Annotated in this window: 17 protein-coding genes; 5 read left to right on the forward strand and 12 right to left on the reverse strand. The window is 72.8% G+C overall.

Annotated features, from left to right (window positions below; all coding sequences use genetic code 11):
• Positions 1–60: 60 nt before the first annotated feature.
• The 5 genes from WC969_01970 to WC969_01990 are packed head-to-tail and all read right to left on the reverse strand — an operon-like array spanning position 61 to position 5,003.
• Positions 61–783 (reverse strand): hypothetical protein, encoded by a 723-nt coding sequence (locus tag WC969_01970; GenBank protein ID MFA6028600.1) that lies wholly within the window; start codon positions 781–783, stop codon positions 61–63.
• On the reverse strand, positions 780–1,463 hold the full coding sequence (locus tag WC969_01975; GenBank protein MFA6028601.1) for a response regulator transcription factor: 684 nt from the start codon (positions 1,461–1,463) through the stop codon (positions 780–782). The genes WC969_01970 and WC969_01975 overlap by 4 nt, the downstream gene beginning before the upstream one ends.
• Positions 1,464–1,476: 13 nt before the next feature.
• The gene (locus tag WC969_01980; protein MFA6028602.1) at positions 1,477–1,911 is read right to left on the reverse strand and encodes a PqqD family protein; all 435 of its coding nucleotides are present in this window, start codon (positions 1,909–1,911) and stop codon (positions 1,477–1,479) included.
• Positions 1,908–2,870 carry a polyprenyl synthetase family protein gene (locus WC969_01985; GenBank protein MFA6028603.1) on the reverse strand — a complete coding sequence of 321 codons (963 nt, stop codon included), beginning with the start codon at positions 2,868–2,870 and terminating at the stop codon, positions 1,908–1,910. The genes WC969_01980 and WC969_01985 overlap by 4 nt, the downstream gene beginning before the upstream one ends.
• A gap of 57 nt (positions 2,871–2,927) precedes the next feature.
• Positions 2,928–5,003: a hypothetical protein gene (locus tag WC969_01990; GenBank protein ID MFA6028604.1), complete on the reverse strand. Its 2,076-nt coding sequence runs from the start codon at positions 5,001–5,003 to the stop codon at positions 2,928–2,930.
• Positions 5,004–5,133: 130 nt separating this feature from the next.
• Here WC969_01990 and pal point away from each other — a divergent pair, with 130 nt between their 5' ends.
• The 5 genes from pal (at position 5,134) to WC969_02015 (ending at position 9,811) form a co-directional block, all read left to right on the forward strand.
• Entirely contained in the window at positions 5,134–5,697 is a 564-nt protein-coding gene (gene pal, locus WC969_01995; protein ID MFA6028605.1) for a peptidoglycan-associated lipoprotein Pal, read from the forward strand.
• Entirely contained in the window at positions 5,694–6,545 is an 852-nt protein-coding gene (ybgF, locus tag WC969_02000) for a tol-pal system protein YbgF (protein ID MFA6028606.1), read from the forward strand. The genes pal and ybgF overlap by 4 nt, the downstream gene beginning before the upstream one ends.
• A complete protein-coding gene (tolB, locus tag WC969_02005; protein MFA6028607.1) occupies positions 6,542–7,822 on the forward strand; it encodes a Tol-Pal system beta propeller repeat protein TolB in 1,281 nt (426 codons plus the stop codon). The genes ybgF and tolB overlap by 4 nt, the downstream gene beginning before the upstream one ends.
• A gap of 107 nt (positions 7,823–7,929) precedes the next feature.
• Positions 7,930–8,460, forward strand: coding sequence for a hypothetical protein (locus tag WC969_02010; protein ID MFA6028608.1), 531 nt, complete (start codon positions 7,930–7,932; stop codon positions 8,458–8,460).
• A 127-nt stretch (positions 8,461–8,587) separates the two neighbouring features.
• Positions 8,588–9,811 (forward strand): hypothetical protein, encoded by a 1,224-nt coding sequence (locus WC969_02015; GenBank protein MFA6028609.1) that lies wholly within the window; start codon positions 8,588–8,590, stop codon positions 9,809–9,811.
• Here the strand turns inward: WC969_02015 and WC969_02020 are convergent.
• Genes WC969_02020 through WC969_02050 form a run of 7 tightly spaced genes read right to left on the reverse strand, consistent with a single transcriptional unit; the run spans position 9,787 to position 14,702 of the window.
• Positions 9,787–10,773: a putative sulfate/molybdate transporter gene (locus tag WC969_02020; GenBank protein ID MFA6028610.1), complete on the reverse strand. Its 987-nt coding sequence runs from the start codon at positions 10,771–10,773 to the stop codon at positions 9,787–9,789. The two genes, WC969_02015 and WC969_02020, sit on opposite strands and share 25 nt — an antisense overlap.
• Positions 10,766–11,194 (reverse strand): MOSC domain-containing protein, encoded by a 429-nt coding sequence (locus tag WC969_02025; protein ID MFA6028611.1) that lies wholly within the window; start codon positions 11,192–11,194, stop codon positions 10,766–10,768. Before WC969_02025 ends, WC969_02020 begins: the two co-directional genes overlap by 8 nt.
• On the reverse strand, positions 11,191–12,168 hold the full coding sequence (moaA, locus tag WC969_02030) for a GTP 3',8-cyclase MoaA (GenBank protein ID MFA6028612.1): 978 nt from the start codon (positions 12,166–12,168) through the stop codon (positions 11,191–11,193). The genes WC969_02025 and moaA overlap by 4 nt, the downstream gene beginning before the upstream one ends.
• On the reverse strand, positions 12,165–13,370 hold the full coding sequence (glp, locus tag WC969_02035; protein MFA6028613.1) for a gephyrin-like molybdotransferase Glp: 1,206 nt from the start codon (positions 13,368–13,370) through the stop codon (positions 12,165–12,167). Before glp ends, moaA begins: the two co-directional genes overlap by 4 nt.
• Complete coding sequence (locus WC969_02040; protein MFA6028614.1) at positions 13,367–13,891, reverse strand: MogA/MoaB family molybdenum cofactor biosynthesis protein; 525 nt, start codon at positions 13,889–13,891, stop codon at positions 13,367–13,369. Before WC969_02040 ends, glp begins: the two co-directional genes overlap by 4 nt.
• Positions 13,888–14,361, reverse strand: a complete 474-nt coding sequence (gene moaC, locus WC969_02045) for a cyclic pyranopterin monophosphate synthase MoaC (GenBank protein MFA6028615.1) — start codon at positions 14,359–14,361, stop codon at positions 13,888–13,890. Before moaC ends, WC969_02040 begins: the two co-directional genes overlap by 4 nt.
• Complete coding sequence (locus tag WC969_02050) at positions 14,361–14,702, reverse strand: LysR family transcriptional regulator (protein ID MFA6028616.1); 342 nt, start codon at positions 14,700–14,702, stop codon at positions 14,361–14,363. The genes moaC and WC969_02050 overlap by 1 nt, the downstream gene beginning before the upstream one ends.
• Positions 14,703–14,723: the final 21 nt, after the last annotated feature.

Consider the following 14,723-nt stretch of genomic DNA (forward strand, 5'->3'; position numbering starts at 1 on the left):
GATGGAGGAGGCCGAGGGCAGTCCGACGGTGGAATTCCGCGTCCAACTGAAGATTCCAGGCTAGTTCGTCGCCGGAGGCGTGTTCGGTCCCGAAGGATCCTCGGGCGGGTCCTGCGCCGGGTCGAGCAGCCAGCGCTCGAGTCCCGGTTCGACGCCGAGCTCGAGGCCTGCGCCCTTCGCCTCGCGCGCGGCGCGCTTGAGGCGCAGCATCGTGTCGTGCTGGAGGCGGGGTCCGTCGCGGGAGACGCTGTCGAGCAGGAGCTTCATGTCGGGTGAGACGCCGCCCTGCTGGCGGGTCAGATACTCGACGACCTGCCGGGCCCCCTCGGGGGTGATCCCGCGTTTCCCGCCCTCCGAGGAGCCCTCGAGCGCGGCTCCGAGCTCCTTGAGGCCCGGCGCCGCGGCCGGCCCGGTCTTATCCGCGCTCGGAGGAGCGGTCTCCCGCGCGGGCTTCTCCGGGGCCTCCTCGACGTGCGCGCGCTCGGGGTGCCGGGCGAGGTAGCCGCGGACCTCGGAGCGCTGGAAGTCGTCGAGCTCGTCGAGCGCCTTCCCGTCGGGAGCGCGGCCTTTCGCGCGCTCGTGACCGGCGATCCATCTCGAGCGCAGCCGCCCCTGGCACAGGCGCAGGGCGTCGAGCGTCGCGGGCTCGCGCCACCCCCCCGAGGTACGGCGCACGCACGGCGCCAACGGCTCGGCGGCGGCGGGCAGGACGCGCGGAGACGGTCCCTCGCCGCGGGCGCCGCAGACGAGGAGGAGTCCCGGCAGGAGGAGGAACGCGTTCACTCGTGGGGTCGGATGTACACGTAGCCGAAGCCCTTGACCGCCTTGATCCGGCGCTGGAGCAGGACCGGCAGGCCCTTGCGCAGGCGGTTCATGAGGATGTCCAGGGCGCGGGAGAGCTCGGGCTTCTTCTTCCCCTCCACCGCGGAGAAGAGGATGTCCTTGTGGACGGGCTCGGGGCTGCGCTCGAGCAGGCAGTAGAACAGCTCGAAGGTCTTCGGGGTCAGCGTCACGACGTGGACCTCGTGGAAGAAGACCTCGCGGCTCTCCATGTTCAGCGAGACGTCCTCCTTGCGGTAGACGTTGCTGTCGAGCTCGCGGCGGCGGAACACCGCGCGCAGGGTGGCGAGGAGTTCGGCGGGGTTCTCCGACTTCTGGACGAAGTAGTCGGCCCCGTACTCGAGCCCCATGATCTTGTCCTTGCGGTGCGCGGTGAGCATCACGATGGGGGTCTTGCCGAGCGCCGGGATGGAGCGGATCGTCTTGCAGACCTCGAGCCCGTCGATGTCGGGCAGGACGAGGTCGAGGAGGATGCAGTCGGGCAGCGCCTTGCGCGCGAGCGCGACCGCGTCGGCGCCGTTGCCCGCGATGAAGAGGTCCTGGTAGCCGGCGTTCTTGAGCCAGAGCTGGACCAGCGCGTTCCAGTCCTCGTTGTCGTCGACGATAAGGATCTTCTGTGCCATCATAAGGGAGTGCCTAGCCCTCCAGCAGTCCGCGCGAGCGCAGGTCCGAGAGGAACGCGCGGGCGTCGCGCTCGAGGTCGCCGCTCTCGTCGCGGAACCGGCCCCGCAGCCCCGCAAGCAGGACGGCCTCGTCCGCGCAGGATTCCAGCGCCCCCAGGACGGCCGCGCCCGCACCGCTCACGCGCCAGACGCGTTCGGCCCGGGTGTCGTAGAGCAGGCCCTCGGCGCCCTCGGCGCGCCAGCGCGCGTGGGGCGCCAGGCGCAGGCCGGAGCCCGCGCGGGCGGAGGGACGCCAGCCTTCGCGCTCGACGATCCATTCCATCTTCACGCGCAGGCGCGCGCGCTGGGCCTCTCCGTCCTCGCGCAGGGTCCCGCCCCCGGACGCGTCCTCGGCGCGGTACTCGCCGCTGCGCCAGGCCTGGCGGACCAGCCGTTCGTAGCGGCTCAAAACTCCCTCGTCAGCATCGCGTCGAGGAAAGCCGCGAGCGGCGGCACGGCGTCCCGCGCCGGCAGGCCCGCGAGCAGCGGGTCCATCGAAGCGCGCAGGCCGCGCGCCGCCTTCCGCGCTCCCGCCAGGCAGCCGCCCTCCTCGAGGAGGGAGACGACGGCGTCGACCGCGGCGCGGTCGCGGGGGCTGCGCTCCCAGAGCGCGAGGAAGCGCGGCCGAAGGGCGCGGTCGTCGAGCGCGAGGAGGCAGGGCAGCGTGAGCTTGCCGAGCACGAAGTCCTGCCCGCGCTCCTTGCCGGCGGTCTCCCGGTCGAGCGTGAAGTCGTGGACGTCGTCGATGACCTGGAGCAGCACGCCGACCGCGCGCCCGAGGCGCGGCGGGTCCTCGCGGCGGTGCGGGCGCGGGCTCAGCTCGGAGAGCGCGGCGCCGGTCCACTCGAAGAGGGCGGCGGTCTTGCGCGCGGCGATCCCGTAGTAGCCCTCGACCGAGACGTGGAGACTTCCTCGCAGGAACTCCTCCTGCAGCTCCCCGGCGGTCATCTCGCGCGCGGTGTCGATGAGCGCGCGGGCGCAGGACCCCGAGAGTTCGAAGGCCTCGTCGAGGCCCTCGGCGAAGGCCAGGTCGCCGAGGAGGATGCCGGTCGTCGAGCCGAAGAGTCCGTTGGGCGTCCCTTCCCCCCGCCGGAGCTCGGCGAAGTCCACGCAGTCGTCATGGAGGAGCGAGGCGTTGTGGAGGAGCTCGACGGCGCAGGCGGCGCGCTCGGTCTGCTCGGCCGGGGTCCCCAGCGCGGCCCCGAGCAGCAGCGCATAGCGCGAGCGCAGCATCTTGCCCGGCCGCCCGACGTAGCCGGCGAGCTGGTCGCCGACCCGTTCCCCGAGCCGGGCGATCCGCCGGCCCATGGCCGAGCGCACGCGCGAGAGCGATTCCTCGAGGGCGTCGTGGGTGGTCGCGGGGGTCACGGGTAGAGTCTACAAAATGGCGCTCCCGGTCTCGCCGGAATCCCGGGGGGATCCCGGCTATTTCACGTCGCCGGCGAGGGCGTACATCGAATGATAGGCGTCGCAGAGCCCGACGAGGGTCCGCACCGACTCCTCGCCCGACTGCACGAGCCCCTTGAGCGGCTGGCCGGCCGCGCCGGGGTAGCCGGCGAGGGTGTTGGCCGCCCCCTGCGCGCCGTCGAAGGACTCGTTGGTCGCGAGCGAGGCGTTCTGGCGGTTGCGGGTATCGGGATAGCTGCGGTATTCGCCGTTGAGCGCGTCGCGCAGCGCGCGGACCTCGCCGCGCGCCGCTTCGGCCGCGGCGCCGACCGCCGAGAGGCCGAGCGCTCGGGAGAGCGCGGGCGGGTCGGGCAGCAGCGCCGCCGCGCCCGAGAGGTCGGCGCGCGCGCGCGCGCCGAGCGCGCGCAGCTCGTCGGCGCGGACCGGGTCCGTGCGGCGCAGGGCCGCCTCCAGGGGCGCGAGCTGCTGCGGCACGGCCTCGGAGGCCGTCAGGGCCTGGACGCGCACGTTGTAGCTCTGGCGGGCCGCGTAGTCGAGCTCCTTGTGCGCGCTGCGGGCGCTGTCGTGCACGGACTCGCTGCTCAGCACCCCCGACGCGCAGTTGTTCGCCTGTCGCAGGCCGACGCAGTCGTCCGCGTAGTCGATGGTCCCTCCCCAGATCCGCTGCTGCGGATGCGTCGAGGAGCCCGCCGGGATGAGGCCGACCCCGAGGGCCGGGAGGTCCTGCACGGCCGCGCGCGGGAAGCTCGGATTCCCGGCGCGGGGCTGGAGGACCTGGACGGCATAGGAGCAGCCCACCGGGAGCAGCGCGACGTCCTGGAGCCCGGAGGTGATGCGGTCCTGGGACATCCGGAGCCGGCCGGCCATGTTGCCGCCGATGTCGTCGCGGCCGTCGCCGGACAGCATCAGGTGGAGTTCGTTGAAGGCCGCGACGACGTCGGGACGGTCGCCGAAGCGCGGGAGGGCGGCGATGAGCGCGGAGTCGAGCCCGCGCAGACGGACCTCCGCCTGGCGCGTCTGCTCCTGGAGCTGCGGGAACGCGGCCTCCGACCATTCGGCCTTCACCAGCGGCAGGACCACGGCGGCCTTGTAGCGCTCGGCCAGGGCGCGCCGCTTGTCCGCCTCCGCGAGGATGTGGGCCTTCGTGGCGGGCTTCACCTCCTTCTCGGAGGATCCTCCCGTCGACGTCCCGCCGCCCCCTCCTCCGCGGTTGACGGAGGCCATCGCGGGCAGCGTCTCCGCCGCCGAGGTCGGGCCGCCGACCATGGAGAGGCGCTCGCCGCGTCCGCCCGAAGCGGCCCTCGAAGCGGGTGCGCCCGCTTCGCCGGAACCTTTGAGCGTGCTCCCGGAGAAGAGCGACTGAGCGCCGGGGGACGGAAGAGCGCGCGTCCCGGCCGATGGTCGGAAGAACGCCCGCGTCCGGGCGGCGCGGGCGGAGGAGGTCGCGCCCGTCGCCTGCAGGACCGGCTTGCCCTCCGGGGCCTGCGGCGCCGCCGCGCCGGGAGCGGAGGCGCCTCCCCCTGCGCCGCCGGTCGGGACGAAGCCGGAGTTCGTGAATCGGTCGAGCGGCCGCAGAGGCGGCTTGCCCTCGATGGGGCCGTCCGCCTCGGGGACCTTGGGCTCCTCCTTCTCGTGGTCCCGGATCGCCTCCTGGATGCGTTCGTCGAGGGACGCCCCGGTGGTCGCCGGCACCGCGGCCCCGGCCGCGGGGGTCCCCTCGAGGGTCTTGCCCGTCAGCTCGCGGATGCTCCGCACGGGCTCGGCCGAAGACGCGACGCCGATGGCCGTCCCTCCCGCCCCGCGGCGGACCATCGAGGCTTCGGCGGGGACGGCCGTGGCGCGCGCGGAAGCGAGCTCCGAGGAGAGGACCTTCGGCGGAGCGAAGAAGCCCCGCCGCGCCTGCGCTTGAGCGGCGGTCTCGGGGAGCGGGGCGGGCTCGCTGCGGGACGCGCGGTTCCCGCGCACGCCCCACGCCACGAGCACCGCGAGGGCGAGCGCCGAGGTCGCGCCCATGAAGACGCGCGGGTCGTAGAGGAGACGCTCCCCCCAGCCCTTGTAGTCCGGTGCCCCCGGGTCCTTCTCCTGTTCGCTCATCTCCGCTCTTCCTTTAATGGATTATTGCGCCCTCCCCCCCGCCTGTCAAGGGACGCCTGCCGGGAATCCTCGACGGGGACCCCCGTCTCCTTCGTTGACAGCCACCCTCGGGGATGGCTATGATGGGTCCATGCGACACCCCACTCTGCGACTCAGTCTTCTGCTGGCCCTGGGCTTCGCCCTTGCGGGAGCCGCCTGCGCCCCCAAGAAGGCCCTCAAGGCCAACGCCCGATCCTCCGGAGCCGAGGGCTCCGAGGACTCCTCGCTCTCCGCCGGAGCCCCCGGCGTCGACGTCGAGGAAGCGGCCATCCGAGGCAAGGAGTACGTCGCCGTCGGCGACCTCCAGCCCGTCCGCTTCGACTACGACAGCTACGCGCTCGACGACGCCGCGCGCGAGACGCTCAAGGCCAACGCCGACTACCTCAAGGCGCACGGCGACCTCGAGGTCCTCGTCGAAGGCCACACCGACGAGCGCGGCACCGTCGAGTACAACCTCGCGCTCGGCCAGAAGCGCGCCAAGGAGGCGCGCGACTACATGCTGCGCCTCGGCGTCAACGGCAAGCGCGTCGGGACCATCTCCTTCGGCAAGGAGCGTCCCTCCTGCACCCGCAGCGACGAAGGATGCTGGGGCCAGAACCGCCGCGCGGAGACCAAGGTCCGCGCGCGCACGGCGTCGTCCTCCACCGCCCAGTGAAGCCCCCGCGCTCCCTCGCGGCGTTCTCCGCGGCGCTCCTGTTCTCGGGCTGCGTCGCCACGCAGAAGGACATCCTCGACCTCTCCGCGCAGACCGACTCGCTGACCGTCCAGATCCAGGGCCTCAAGAAGACCCTCAACACCCTGCAGTCGAACCAGGCCGACCTGGCCGTCAAGCTCGACGACGTCCATAGCCAGATCAGCGTCCTCAACGAGTCGCTCAAGGACACCCAGCAGAGCAACTCGGCGCTCTCCTCGAAGCTCGACGACCTGGGCGCGGCCCTGGGGGCCAAGGTCTCCGCGGTCGGCGAGTCCATCTCGGCCCAGCAGAAGCAGCTCCTCGCGCAGGAGCAGAAGCGCGCCGAAGACGAGCAGAAGAAGGCCGAGGACGACAAGAAGAAGGCCGAGCAGTCGGCCTCCGGTCCCTCGCCGAGCCAGATCTACCACTCCGCGCTCGTTCAGCTCAACGGCAAGAAGTACGACCTCGCCGCCCAGGGCTTCGGGCTCTACCTTCAGAAATATCCCAAGGGCGAGGTCGCCGACCTCGCGACCTACTACCTCGGCCAGGCCTGGTTCGCCCAGAAGAAGTACGAGCAGGCCGCGCGGCAGTACGCGCTCGTCCTCGACCAGTTCCCCAAGAGCGACCTCACGCCTTCGGCGCGGCTCAAGTACGCCTCCTGCCTCATCGAGCTGAAGGTCCACCCCGACGAGGCGCGCCGCTACCTCCAGTCCGTCGCCGAAGACTTCCCGAACAGCCCCGAGGCGAAGGTCGCGCCCCAGCTCCTGAAGGGACTCGACAAGGCCGGGAAAGCCGCGCCCCGGGCTCCCGCCGCCCCGAAGGCGAAGTGACGCTCGCGCTCCTGGCCGGCCTGCTCCTGTTCGCCGCTCCCGCGCGCGCCGCCGAGGTCTACATCGGCGTCGAGGGCGCCCGCGAGGGGGCGCAGCGCGCGCTCGGCCTCCCCGCCTTCCTCTCCGAGGACCCCGGACGGCTCGACGACGCCGAAACCGGCCGGAAGCTGCGCGAGACCCTGCGCGCCGACCTGCTCGCCTCGCGCTACTTCGACATCATCGAGAAGGGACCCGCCCCGTCGACCGGGCAGGACGAGCAGGAGCTCCTGGCCTGGCGCACGGCCGGAGCGGCCTTCCTGCTCACCGCGAAGGCCTCCAAGGTCCAGGACCAGGTCGCGCTGAGCGTGCGCCTGCGGGACACCGCCTCCGGCGAGACCCTCCTCGAGCGCTACTACCGCCAGAACGAGCGCTACGCCCGCTCGCTCGCCCACCGCGTGGCCGACGACCTCGTCAAGCAGCTCTCCGGCCGCCCCGGCATCGCCCACACGCAGGTCGCCTTCGTCAACGATGCGAGCGGCAGCAAGGAGCTCTACCTCGTCGATTACGACGGGGAGAACCTCCGCAAGGCGACGGCCTTCCGCGCCATCACGCTCTTCCCCCGGTGGAGCCCCGACGGGAAGAAGCTCGCGTTCACGAGCTATAAGGCCGGCAACCCCGACCTCTACCTCTACGACCTCGAGAAGGGCGGCGCCCGCGTCCTCTCCGACCGCCAGGGACTCAACATCGGCGGCGGCTTCTCGCCCGACGGCGCCCGCATCGCGGTGACGGTCTCCGCCCAGAAGAACCCCAACATCCACGTCCTCAGCATCGCCGACGGGACGCTCACCCGCGTGACCTCTCACTTCGGCGTCGACTCCTCCCCCACCTTCTCGCCCGACGGCGAGCAGATCGCCTTCGTCTCCGACCGCGCCGGCAACCCCCAGGTGCACGTCCAGGAGCTCGCCACCGGCCGCGTCAAGCGCCTCACGCGCATGAACTGGTGCGACTCCCCCTCCTGGGCGCCGAGCGGCGAGTGGATCGCCTTCGCCGGACGTGCGAACCGCCTCGACAAGATGGACATCTTCCTCGTCGACGTCACCGGCACGCGCCTCATCCAGCTCACCCACGGCGAAGGCTCCAACGAGGAGCCCTCCTGGTCCCCCGACAGCCGCTTCATCGTCTTCACGAGCACCCGGAACAAGCGCCGCCAGGCCTTCATCATGGACGCCGACGGCTCCGCCCCGCGCCCGCTCGTCGAGACCCCCGGCAACTCGTTCACTCCCGCGTGGGGCCCCTGACAGGGAGGCGCGGCAGCGTCCCCTCGGTGCCGGATACCCGGCACCCCTGGGTGTCTGGCACCGCTCGACTCGCTGCCGCGCAATCGTCGTTCTTGAGGCCCCTCCATATGCGCCGAACGATCGCCCTCGCCGTCGTCCCCCTCCTCGGGCTCTTCCTCTGCGGCTGCGCCACCCTCGTCGCACGCCATCTCCCCCCCGGCGGCCTCCCGCAGAAGACCCCCGCGGAATATCTCCGAGACCTCGATGTCCAGATGAAGGGGATGCTCCTGGAGAAGAGCGCCTTCTCCGCGGCGAGCATGGAGAACGGCTTCACCTATGCCCTGCGCCCCGACGGGATCGACTTCTCCTACCGGAAGTATCTCTCCATCCTCTCCACCGACACGCGCCCCGTGACGACGCGCTGCGACTTCACGGACATCGGAGAGGTCGCCGTCGCCGAATACAGCACGCGCGGGGGCCGTGCTCCCAACTTTTCCAACGAGATCCCGCTCGGCCCGCGCTGCGGGGGCCTCGGCCTCTTCAGCGGCTCGAAGGAAGCTCTCCTGGACATCGCGCAGACCCTGCTGATGCTCCAGCAGGCCAACGGCAAGGCCCCTGGCCGCCCGGCCGGCCCGCCCGCCGGAGCACAGGGTATTTAGGCAGCGCGGCGCCGTCCTCCTTCTGCTTAGAGGAACGATAGTCCCAGTTCCGACTGGGCCGCATAGCCGCGCTCCGCTTCCCCACCCGGGCCATGCCCGCCCTCTCGCCGCCCCCCATACTATCCTCGTGAAGCTCTTTTTCCGCGCGTGCGCGGGGCTCCTGGCGGCCGCCCTTCCGGCGTCCGCGCAGGTCCTCGTCCTCCCGACCCCGCGCCTCGCCGTCCCCCTCGCGCCCGTCACGCTTTCCCTCCCCCTCGCCCATCCCATGGGAGAGGGGGTCTGGGGGGTGAGGGGGCCGCTGCTCACGGCGGCCCCCTCGCTCTCGCTGCCCTCACTCCCCCTCGCCCATTACATGGGGGAGGGGGCCCGGGGGATGAGGGGGCCGCTGCAAGCAGCGGCCCCGCGCTTCGAGCCCCGCGTCCCCTCCGCCATGGCGCAGAGCCAGGTGCGTTTCGCGCAGGACGCGACCCTGGACGCGCTCGTCGTCCGCGAGGGGGCATCCGAGGAGTTCTACCTGCGGGTCCGAGCCCTCGTCTCCCGGCTCCCGCCCGGCGTGCTGTTCTCGGCTCGTGAACTGGGCTATCGCATCCAGATCAAGGAGTTCGTCACGCAGGGACGACCGGAACTCCAGCCCGTCAACGACACGCTCGGCGGCCTCCACTCCTGGGGAAAGAAGGAGAACCTCATCATCGTCGCCGAGAAGGTGCTCGTCGAGCTGCTCGACGACGACGGGGTCTTCCGCGGCCGCAGAGAGTGGCAGGACAGCCGTTACTGGGAGAACGCCGTACTCCACGAGCTCGGCCACGTCCTGGACCGCGCGCACGGCCTCGCCGACGACCCCGCGGTGCGCGCGGCCATGGACGCGGACTTCTCGGACATCCCCGACGAGCTCCGGCGAGTGAGGATGCCGGACGGCCGACCCAACCGGTTCTATTACTTCCTGCAGCGGACGGACGAGCTCCTCTCCGAGAGGGCGCGCAGCGAGATCTGCGCGGAGTCCTTCGACGTGCTCCTGCGCGGGGAGCGCTCCTCCTACAACTACGCGAACTTCACCGCGCACCTTCCGCGAACGCTCGCGGCTCTGCGCGCCGCACTCGAGGCCCGCCTGGGCCCGCTGGCGCTCGTCGGACCCGTCCATACCCTGGAGTGGGGCCCGTTCCGGGCGTACATCGGACCGCCGGCCGCGGATGGGGACGCCCGGGTCGAGATCTACTACCGGGGCGTCCGCTACCCCGACCCGATGGCGCTCAGCGCCGCGGCCGTGGCCAACGGGGAGCAGGGACTGCTCAGGGAGTTCTTCGCGAAGCTCGACGAGGCCGTCGAGCGCTACCGCGCGGCCAACCGCGGCTGAAGCAGCCCGTCGCAGACGCGCTCCAGGAGCAGCCCGCAGCCCATCGCGACGGCCAGGTTCCCGCTGAGCAGGCCGATCGCCCCGATCGCCAGCGCGAGGGCGCGCCGCTCGGCGAGACCCTTCACCAGCCAGACGTGGCAGAGCCCCACGTAGACGAGGAGCAGCGCGAGCGCCCAGGAGGGCACGGCGCGCAGGACCGCCGCGGCCCCGTCGCCGCAGAGCAGCCCCAACGCCAGGCAGAGCCCCCCCGTCAGCGCCGTGGCGCGCGCCGTGCGCGCTCCGCAGCGGTAGTGGGCCGTCAGACCTCCCGAGCCGTGGCAGACCGGCATCCCGCCCAGCAGGCCCGCGGCGAGGTTCGCCGCGCCGACGGAGAGGGAGAGGCGGCGCGCGTCGGCGCGCGTCCCCTCCCCGAAGTAGCCCCGAGCGGCGTCGGCCGTCGCGAAGACGGAGTTCCCGAGCGTCAGCGGGATCTGCGGCAGGACCAGCACCCAGAAGGCGGTCAGGAATCCCAGGACCCCGTGCGGAGCGGTCCCCGCGGTGGAGTGCAGGGCGCGGGCCGCGGCCGGGAAGGCGAGCATGAGCGCCGACTTGAGCAGGAGCAGACCCACTCCGAGCTGGATGCCCTTCACGATGGGGCGCGTGAACCAGGCGGCGATCCTCTCGATGGTCCCCGTCCAGGACAGGGTCACGAGGATGAGGCCCATCCACACCGCGGCCGAGCGGATGGCGAACATGTCGAGCCCCGCGGCGATGGCGATGGCCGACATGGCCTTCAGCGGCTGCACCGGGACGGGCAGGCGGAAGTACGCGCCCGCGGCGAGATAGGTCAGCCCGACGAGGATCAGCGCCCGGGCCGGCGGGAGGCCGTTGAGGGCGACGAGCGCGAGGAAGATGGGGACCAGCACGCCCGCGTCGCCGAAGGCGCCGAGGACGTCGCCGAGAAGGCCGCGGAATCTATTCAACTCGATCTCCCGGGCGGACGCGGCCGCCCGTCCGCACCCGCGCGAAGATCCCTTCGCGCGGCATGACGCAGTCGCCCGCCTGCTCGTAGATGGCGCAGCGCTGACGGCACTCCTTCCCGATCTGCGTGATCTCGAGGACGGCGTCGGGCCCGACCCGCAGGAGGGAACCGACCGGGAGCGAGGGAAGGTCGATGCCCTCGGTCGTGAGGTTCTCGGCGAAAGCGCCCGGGCCGACGCGCAGACCCGCGGCGCGCATCTTCTCGATGCTCTCGGCGGCGAGGAGACTCACCTGGCGGTGCCCGGCTCCGGCGTGAGCGTCGCCCTCGAGCCCGCGCTCGGCGACGAGGAGCGCTTCCGCGACCGGCGTCTTCTTCTCGCCGCGGCGCGCACTCAGGGAGACGGCGACGATCTTCCCGCTCATCCGCCCACCGCGCACATGCGCCCGCTCGGCTGCTCGGAGCAGGGGCTCCCCATCCGGTGCCGCTCCGACTTGCCGGCCGCGACGGCGCGGACCGCGGCGCGCAGGTCGCCGCCCCGGCGCAGGAGCGCGGCGAGGTCCGCCCCCTCGCCGTTCTCGGCGAGGCAGGAGAGCAGGCGTCCCGTGGAGGTCAGGCGCAGGCGGTTGCAGCTCCCGCAGAAGCTCCCGCTCATGGCGCCGATGAAGCCCAGGGTGCCCGCGGCGCCGGGCAGGCGGAACGTCTGCGCAGGGCCGCCTCCGGAAGGGCGCCCGGCGGCCGGGACCGGCTCGAGCGTCCCGAGCGCGGCGCGGGTCTCGGCGAGCGGCACGAAGCGGGCGCGGCTGAAGGCGGGGTCCCCGCCGACGGGCATGAGCTCGATGAAGCGCACGTGGAGCGGCGCGGCCTTCGTGAGGAGCGCGAAGTCCCGGACCTCGTCGTCGTTGACCCCGCGCATCACGACCATGTTCACCTTGACCGGGGCGAGGCCGCCGCCGGCGGCCTCCTCGAGCGCGGAACGCACCGCCGCGAGTCCGTCCACGCCCGTGACGGCGCGAAAGCGCTCCGGGCGGAGGGTGTCGAGACTGACGTTGACGCGGCGCAGGCCCGCGCGGCGCAGGGCCGCGCAGCGGCCGCGCAGGAGCAGCCCATTGGTCGTCAGGGAGAGGTCTTCGACGCCGGGGACCTCGGAGAGCCCGCTCAGGAGCTCCTCCAGGCCGGGGCGCAGGAGCGGCTCGCCGCCCGTCACCCGCACGCGCCGGATCCCGAGCGCGGCCAGCTCCCGGACGAGGGCGAGGGTCTCCCCGTCGCTGAGTGCGCCGAGGGCGGGCTTGCGGACCGCGCCCGCGCAGTAGGGGCAGGACATGTTGCAGCGCTCGGTGACCGAGAGGCGCAGGTAGTCGATGCGGCGCCCGAAGCGGTCGACGAGCGCCTCGCTCATAGGTCGATGAACCGGAAGGGCAGGCGCTCGCCCGCGCGCACGCGGCGCGCTCCCAGCGGGACGGCCGTCAGGGCCGAGCCCCGGCAGGCCGCGGCCGTCATGCCCGAGTCCTGCGGGATGAGGCGCAGCCTCCAGTCCCCCGCCGCGCGCCGAGCGCGGCAGAACACGTAGTGCTTCCGCCGTCCCTCGGCTTCGAAGTCCGCCTCGACGCGGCCGCTCAGGGGCCAGGGCTCCCGCTCCGGCAGGGCGAGCATGCGCTCGAGCGCGGGCCGGACGAACTCCTCGAAGCACACCCACGCGGAGACCGGGTTCCCCGGCAGGCCGAAGACCGCGGTCGAGCCGCGGGTCCCGAAGTAGAGCGGCTTGCCCGGCCGGATGGAGACCCTCCAGAAGCGGGTCTTCACGCCGAGCCCCTCGAGCACGGCGCGGGTGAGGTCCTTGTCGCCGACCGAGACCCCGCCGCTGACGAGCACGAGGTCGGCACCGGCGAGGGCGCGGCGCAGGGTCCGGCGCAGCGCGGGGAGCCGGTCGCCCGCGACGGCGGGCGCGCCGACGAGCGCCCCCGCGCGCAGGAGCGCGGCGCGCAGGCCGGGCCCGTTGGCGTCGCGGATGCGCCCGAACCCGAGGGGCCCGCCGTCGGCCACGAGCTCGCTGCCGGTCGAGACGACGGCCGCGCGCGGGCGCAGGACGACGGGGACGAGGCGGAAGCCCTGACCGGCCAGGAGGGCCGTTTCCCGCGCCCCGAGGAGCCTCCCCCGGGACAGGAGCGGAGCTCCGCGCCGCACATCCGAGCCGGCGAAGCGCACGCTCTCTCGCGGGCGGACCGCGCAGAGCACTTGGACCTGGTCGCCCGCGAGAGCCGTATGCTCCTGCATGACGACGGCGTCGGCCCCGCGCGGCATGGGGGCGCCGGTCAGGATGCGGACCGCCGTGCCCGCGCGCAGGCGCGGCGGCATGCCGTCGCCGGCCTCGATGCGTCCGGCCAGGCGCAGGAGGACCGGCTTGCGGGCGGCGCCGGCCGTGTCCCGGGAACGGACCGCGTAGCCGTCCATGCTGGAGTGGTCGAAGCGCGGGTTGTCCGCGCGCGCGCGCAGGTCCTCGGCCAGGACACGCCCGGCGCAGTCGAGCAGGAGGACCTTCTCGGCGGCGCGGGGCTTCACGGCTCCCCGCACGATGCGCAGGGCCCGGTCGGCGGGGATCACCGGCGCTTTCCTCCGCGCGCGGCGGCGGCGGGCTTCGGCGGATGGCAGCCCCCCGCCATCATCTTGAGCGCGTGCGGGATGAGGGTCTCGAGCAGGGGGAAGGACTCCGTGAGGGCCCGGGGGCTGCCGGGAAGGTTGAGGATGAAGGTCTTCCCCCGAACGCCGCAGAGGGCGCGGGAGAGATCGGCGTAGGGGGTGTGGCGGCGGCCTTCGGCCCGGAGCGCCTCGACGACGCCGGGAACTTCCAGCTCCAGGACGGCCTTTGTCGCCTCAGGCGTACGGTCGCGCGGTCCCAGGCCGGTACCGCCGGTAGTGAGCACCGCGTCGAGCCGGTCCGAATCGCACCAGGCGCGCAGGACGCGGCCGGCCTCGCGCGTCCCATCGGGAACAAGCGCCCGGCGCTCGACGGTCCAGCCCACCCGCTTCGCCCACTCGACGATGGCCGGTCCGCCCGCGTCCTCGCGCTCCCCCCGGAAGGAGGAATCACTGACCGTCAGGACCCCGATGCGCAGCGCGTTCATCTCCCCCTCCGGTAATGGCCCGAGCGTCCGCCCTTCTTCTCCAGAAGCTGGAGGTCCCCGATGCTCATGTCCCGGTCCGCGGACTTGCACATGTCGTAGACGGTGAGGCAGGCGGCGGCCGCGGCGGTCAACGCCTCCATCTCCGCCCCCGTGCGCGCGTGGGTGCGGACCCGGGCGAGCACGCGCACGCCGCGCGGCGCGGGCTCGAAGCGGATCTCGACGAGGTCGAGCGGGATGTTGTGGCACATCGGGATCCACTCGCCCGTGCGCTTGGCGGCCATGATCGCCGCCGTCTTCGCGACGGTGAACACGTCGCCCTTGGGGAGCTTCCCCGCGAGGAGGAGCTTGCGCGTCGCCGGACGCATCGCGACCCGGGCGCTCGCGAGGGCCTCGCGCTCGCTGACGGGCTTCTCGCCCACGTCCACCATGCGGGCCTTCCCGCGCGCGTCGAGATGAGAGAGAACAGGCATCAGTGCCTCCCGGCGAAATCCCGGGCGAAGGCCCGGCGCGCGTAGTCGGCGACCCGCGCCTCGAAGCGCTCGTAGCGCTCCACGAAGGTCCGCGCGTAGGGCGTCAGGCGCGCGCCGCCCCGGTCGTTGCCGCCGCGCCGGCGCAGGAGGAACTCCTTGTCGGTGGCCGACTCGAGCGCCTTGAGGATGCGGTGCGCCTTCGCGTAGGACATCCCCATCTCGCGCGCCGCGAGGAGGATGGAGCCCTTGCGCTCGACGCCGCGCAGGAGCCGCACGAGCCCCGCGCCCATGAACGGCGCTCCGCGGTCGTCGGCTATGCTCAGCTTGACCCGTGCCTGCACCGTTGTATTCTAGAAAATATA

This window comes from Elusimicrobiota bacterium, assembly GCA_041660925.1.
Lineage (GTDB): Bacteria > Elusimicrobiota > Elusimicrobia > UBA1565 > UBA1565 > JBAZUV01.

Coding starts and splice junctions, on each gene's coding strand:
- WC969_02010 (MFA6028608.1), top strand. CDS start 7,930: ATGCGCCGAACGATCGCCCTCGCCGTCGTCCCCCTCCTCGGGCTCTTC.
- WC969_02040 (MFA6028614.1), bottom strand. CDS start 13,891: ATGAACGCGCTGCGCATCGGGGTCCTGACGGTCAGTGATTCCTCCTTC.
- pal (MFA6028605.1), top strand. CDS start 5,134: ATGCGACACCCCACTCTGCGACTCAGTCTTCTGCTGGCCCTGGGCTTC.
- moaA (MFA6028612.1), bottom strand. CDS start 12,168: ATGAGCGAGGCGCTCGTCGACCGCTTCGGGCGCCGCATCGACTACCTG.
- WC969_02025 (MFA6028611.1), bottom strand. CDS start 11,194: ATGAGCGGGAAGATCGTCGCCGTCTCCCTGAGTGCGCGCCGCGGCGAG.
- moaC (MFA6028615.1), bottom strand. CDS start 14,361: ATGCCTGTTCTCTCTCATCTCGACGCGCGCGGGAAGGCCCGCATGGTG.
- WC969_01975 (MFA6028601.1), bottom strand. CDS start 1,463: ATGGCACAGAAGATCCTTATCGTCGACGACAACGAGGACTGGAACGCG.
- WC969_01990 (MFA6028604.1), bottom strand. CDS start 5,003: ATGAGCGAACAGGAGAAGGACCCGGGGGCACCGGACTACAAGGGCTGG.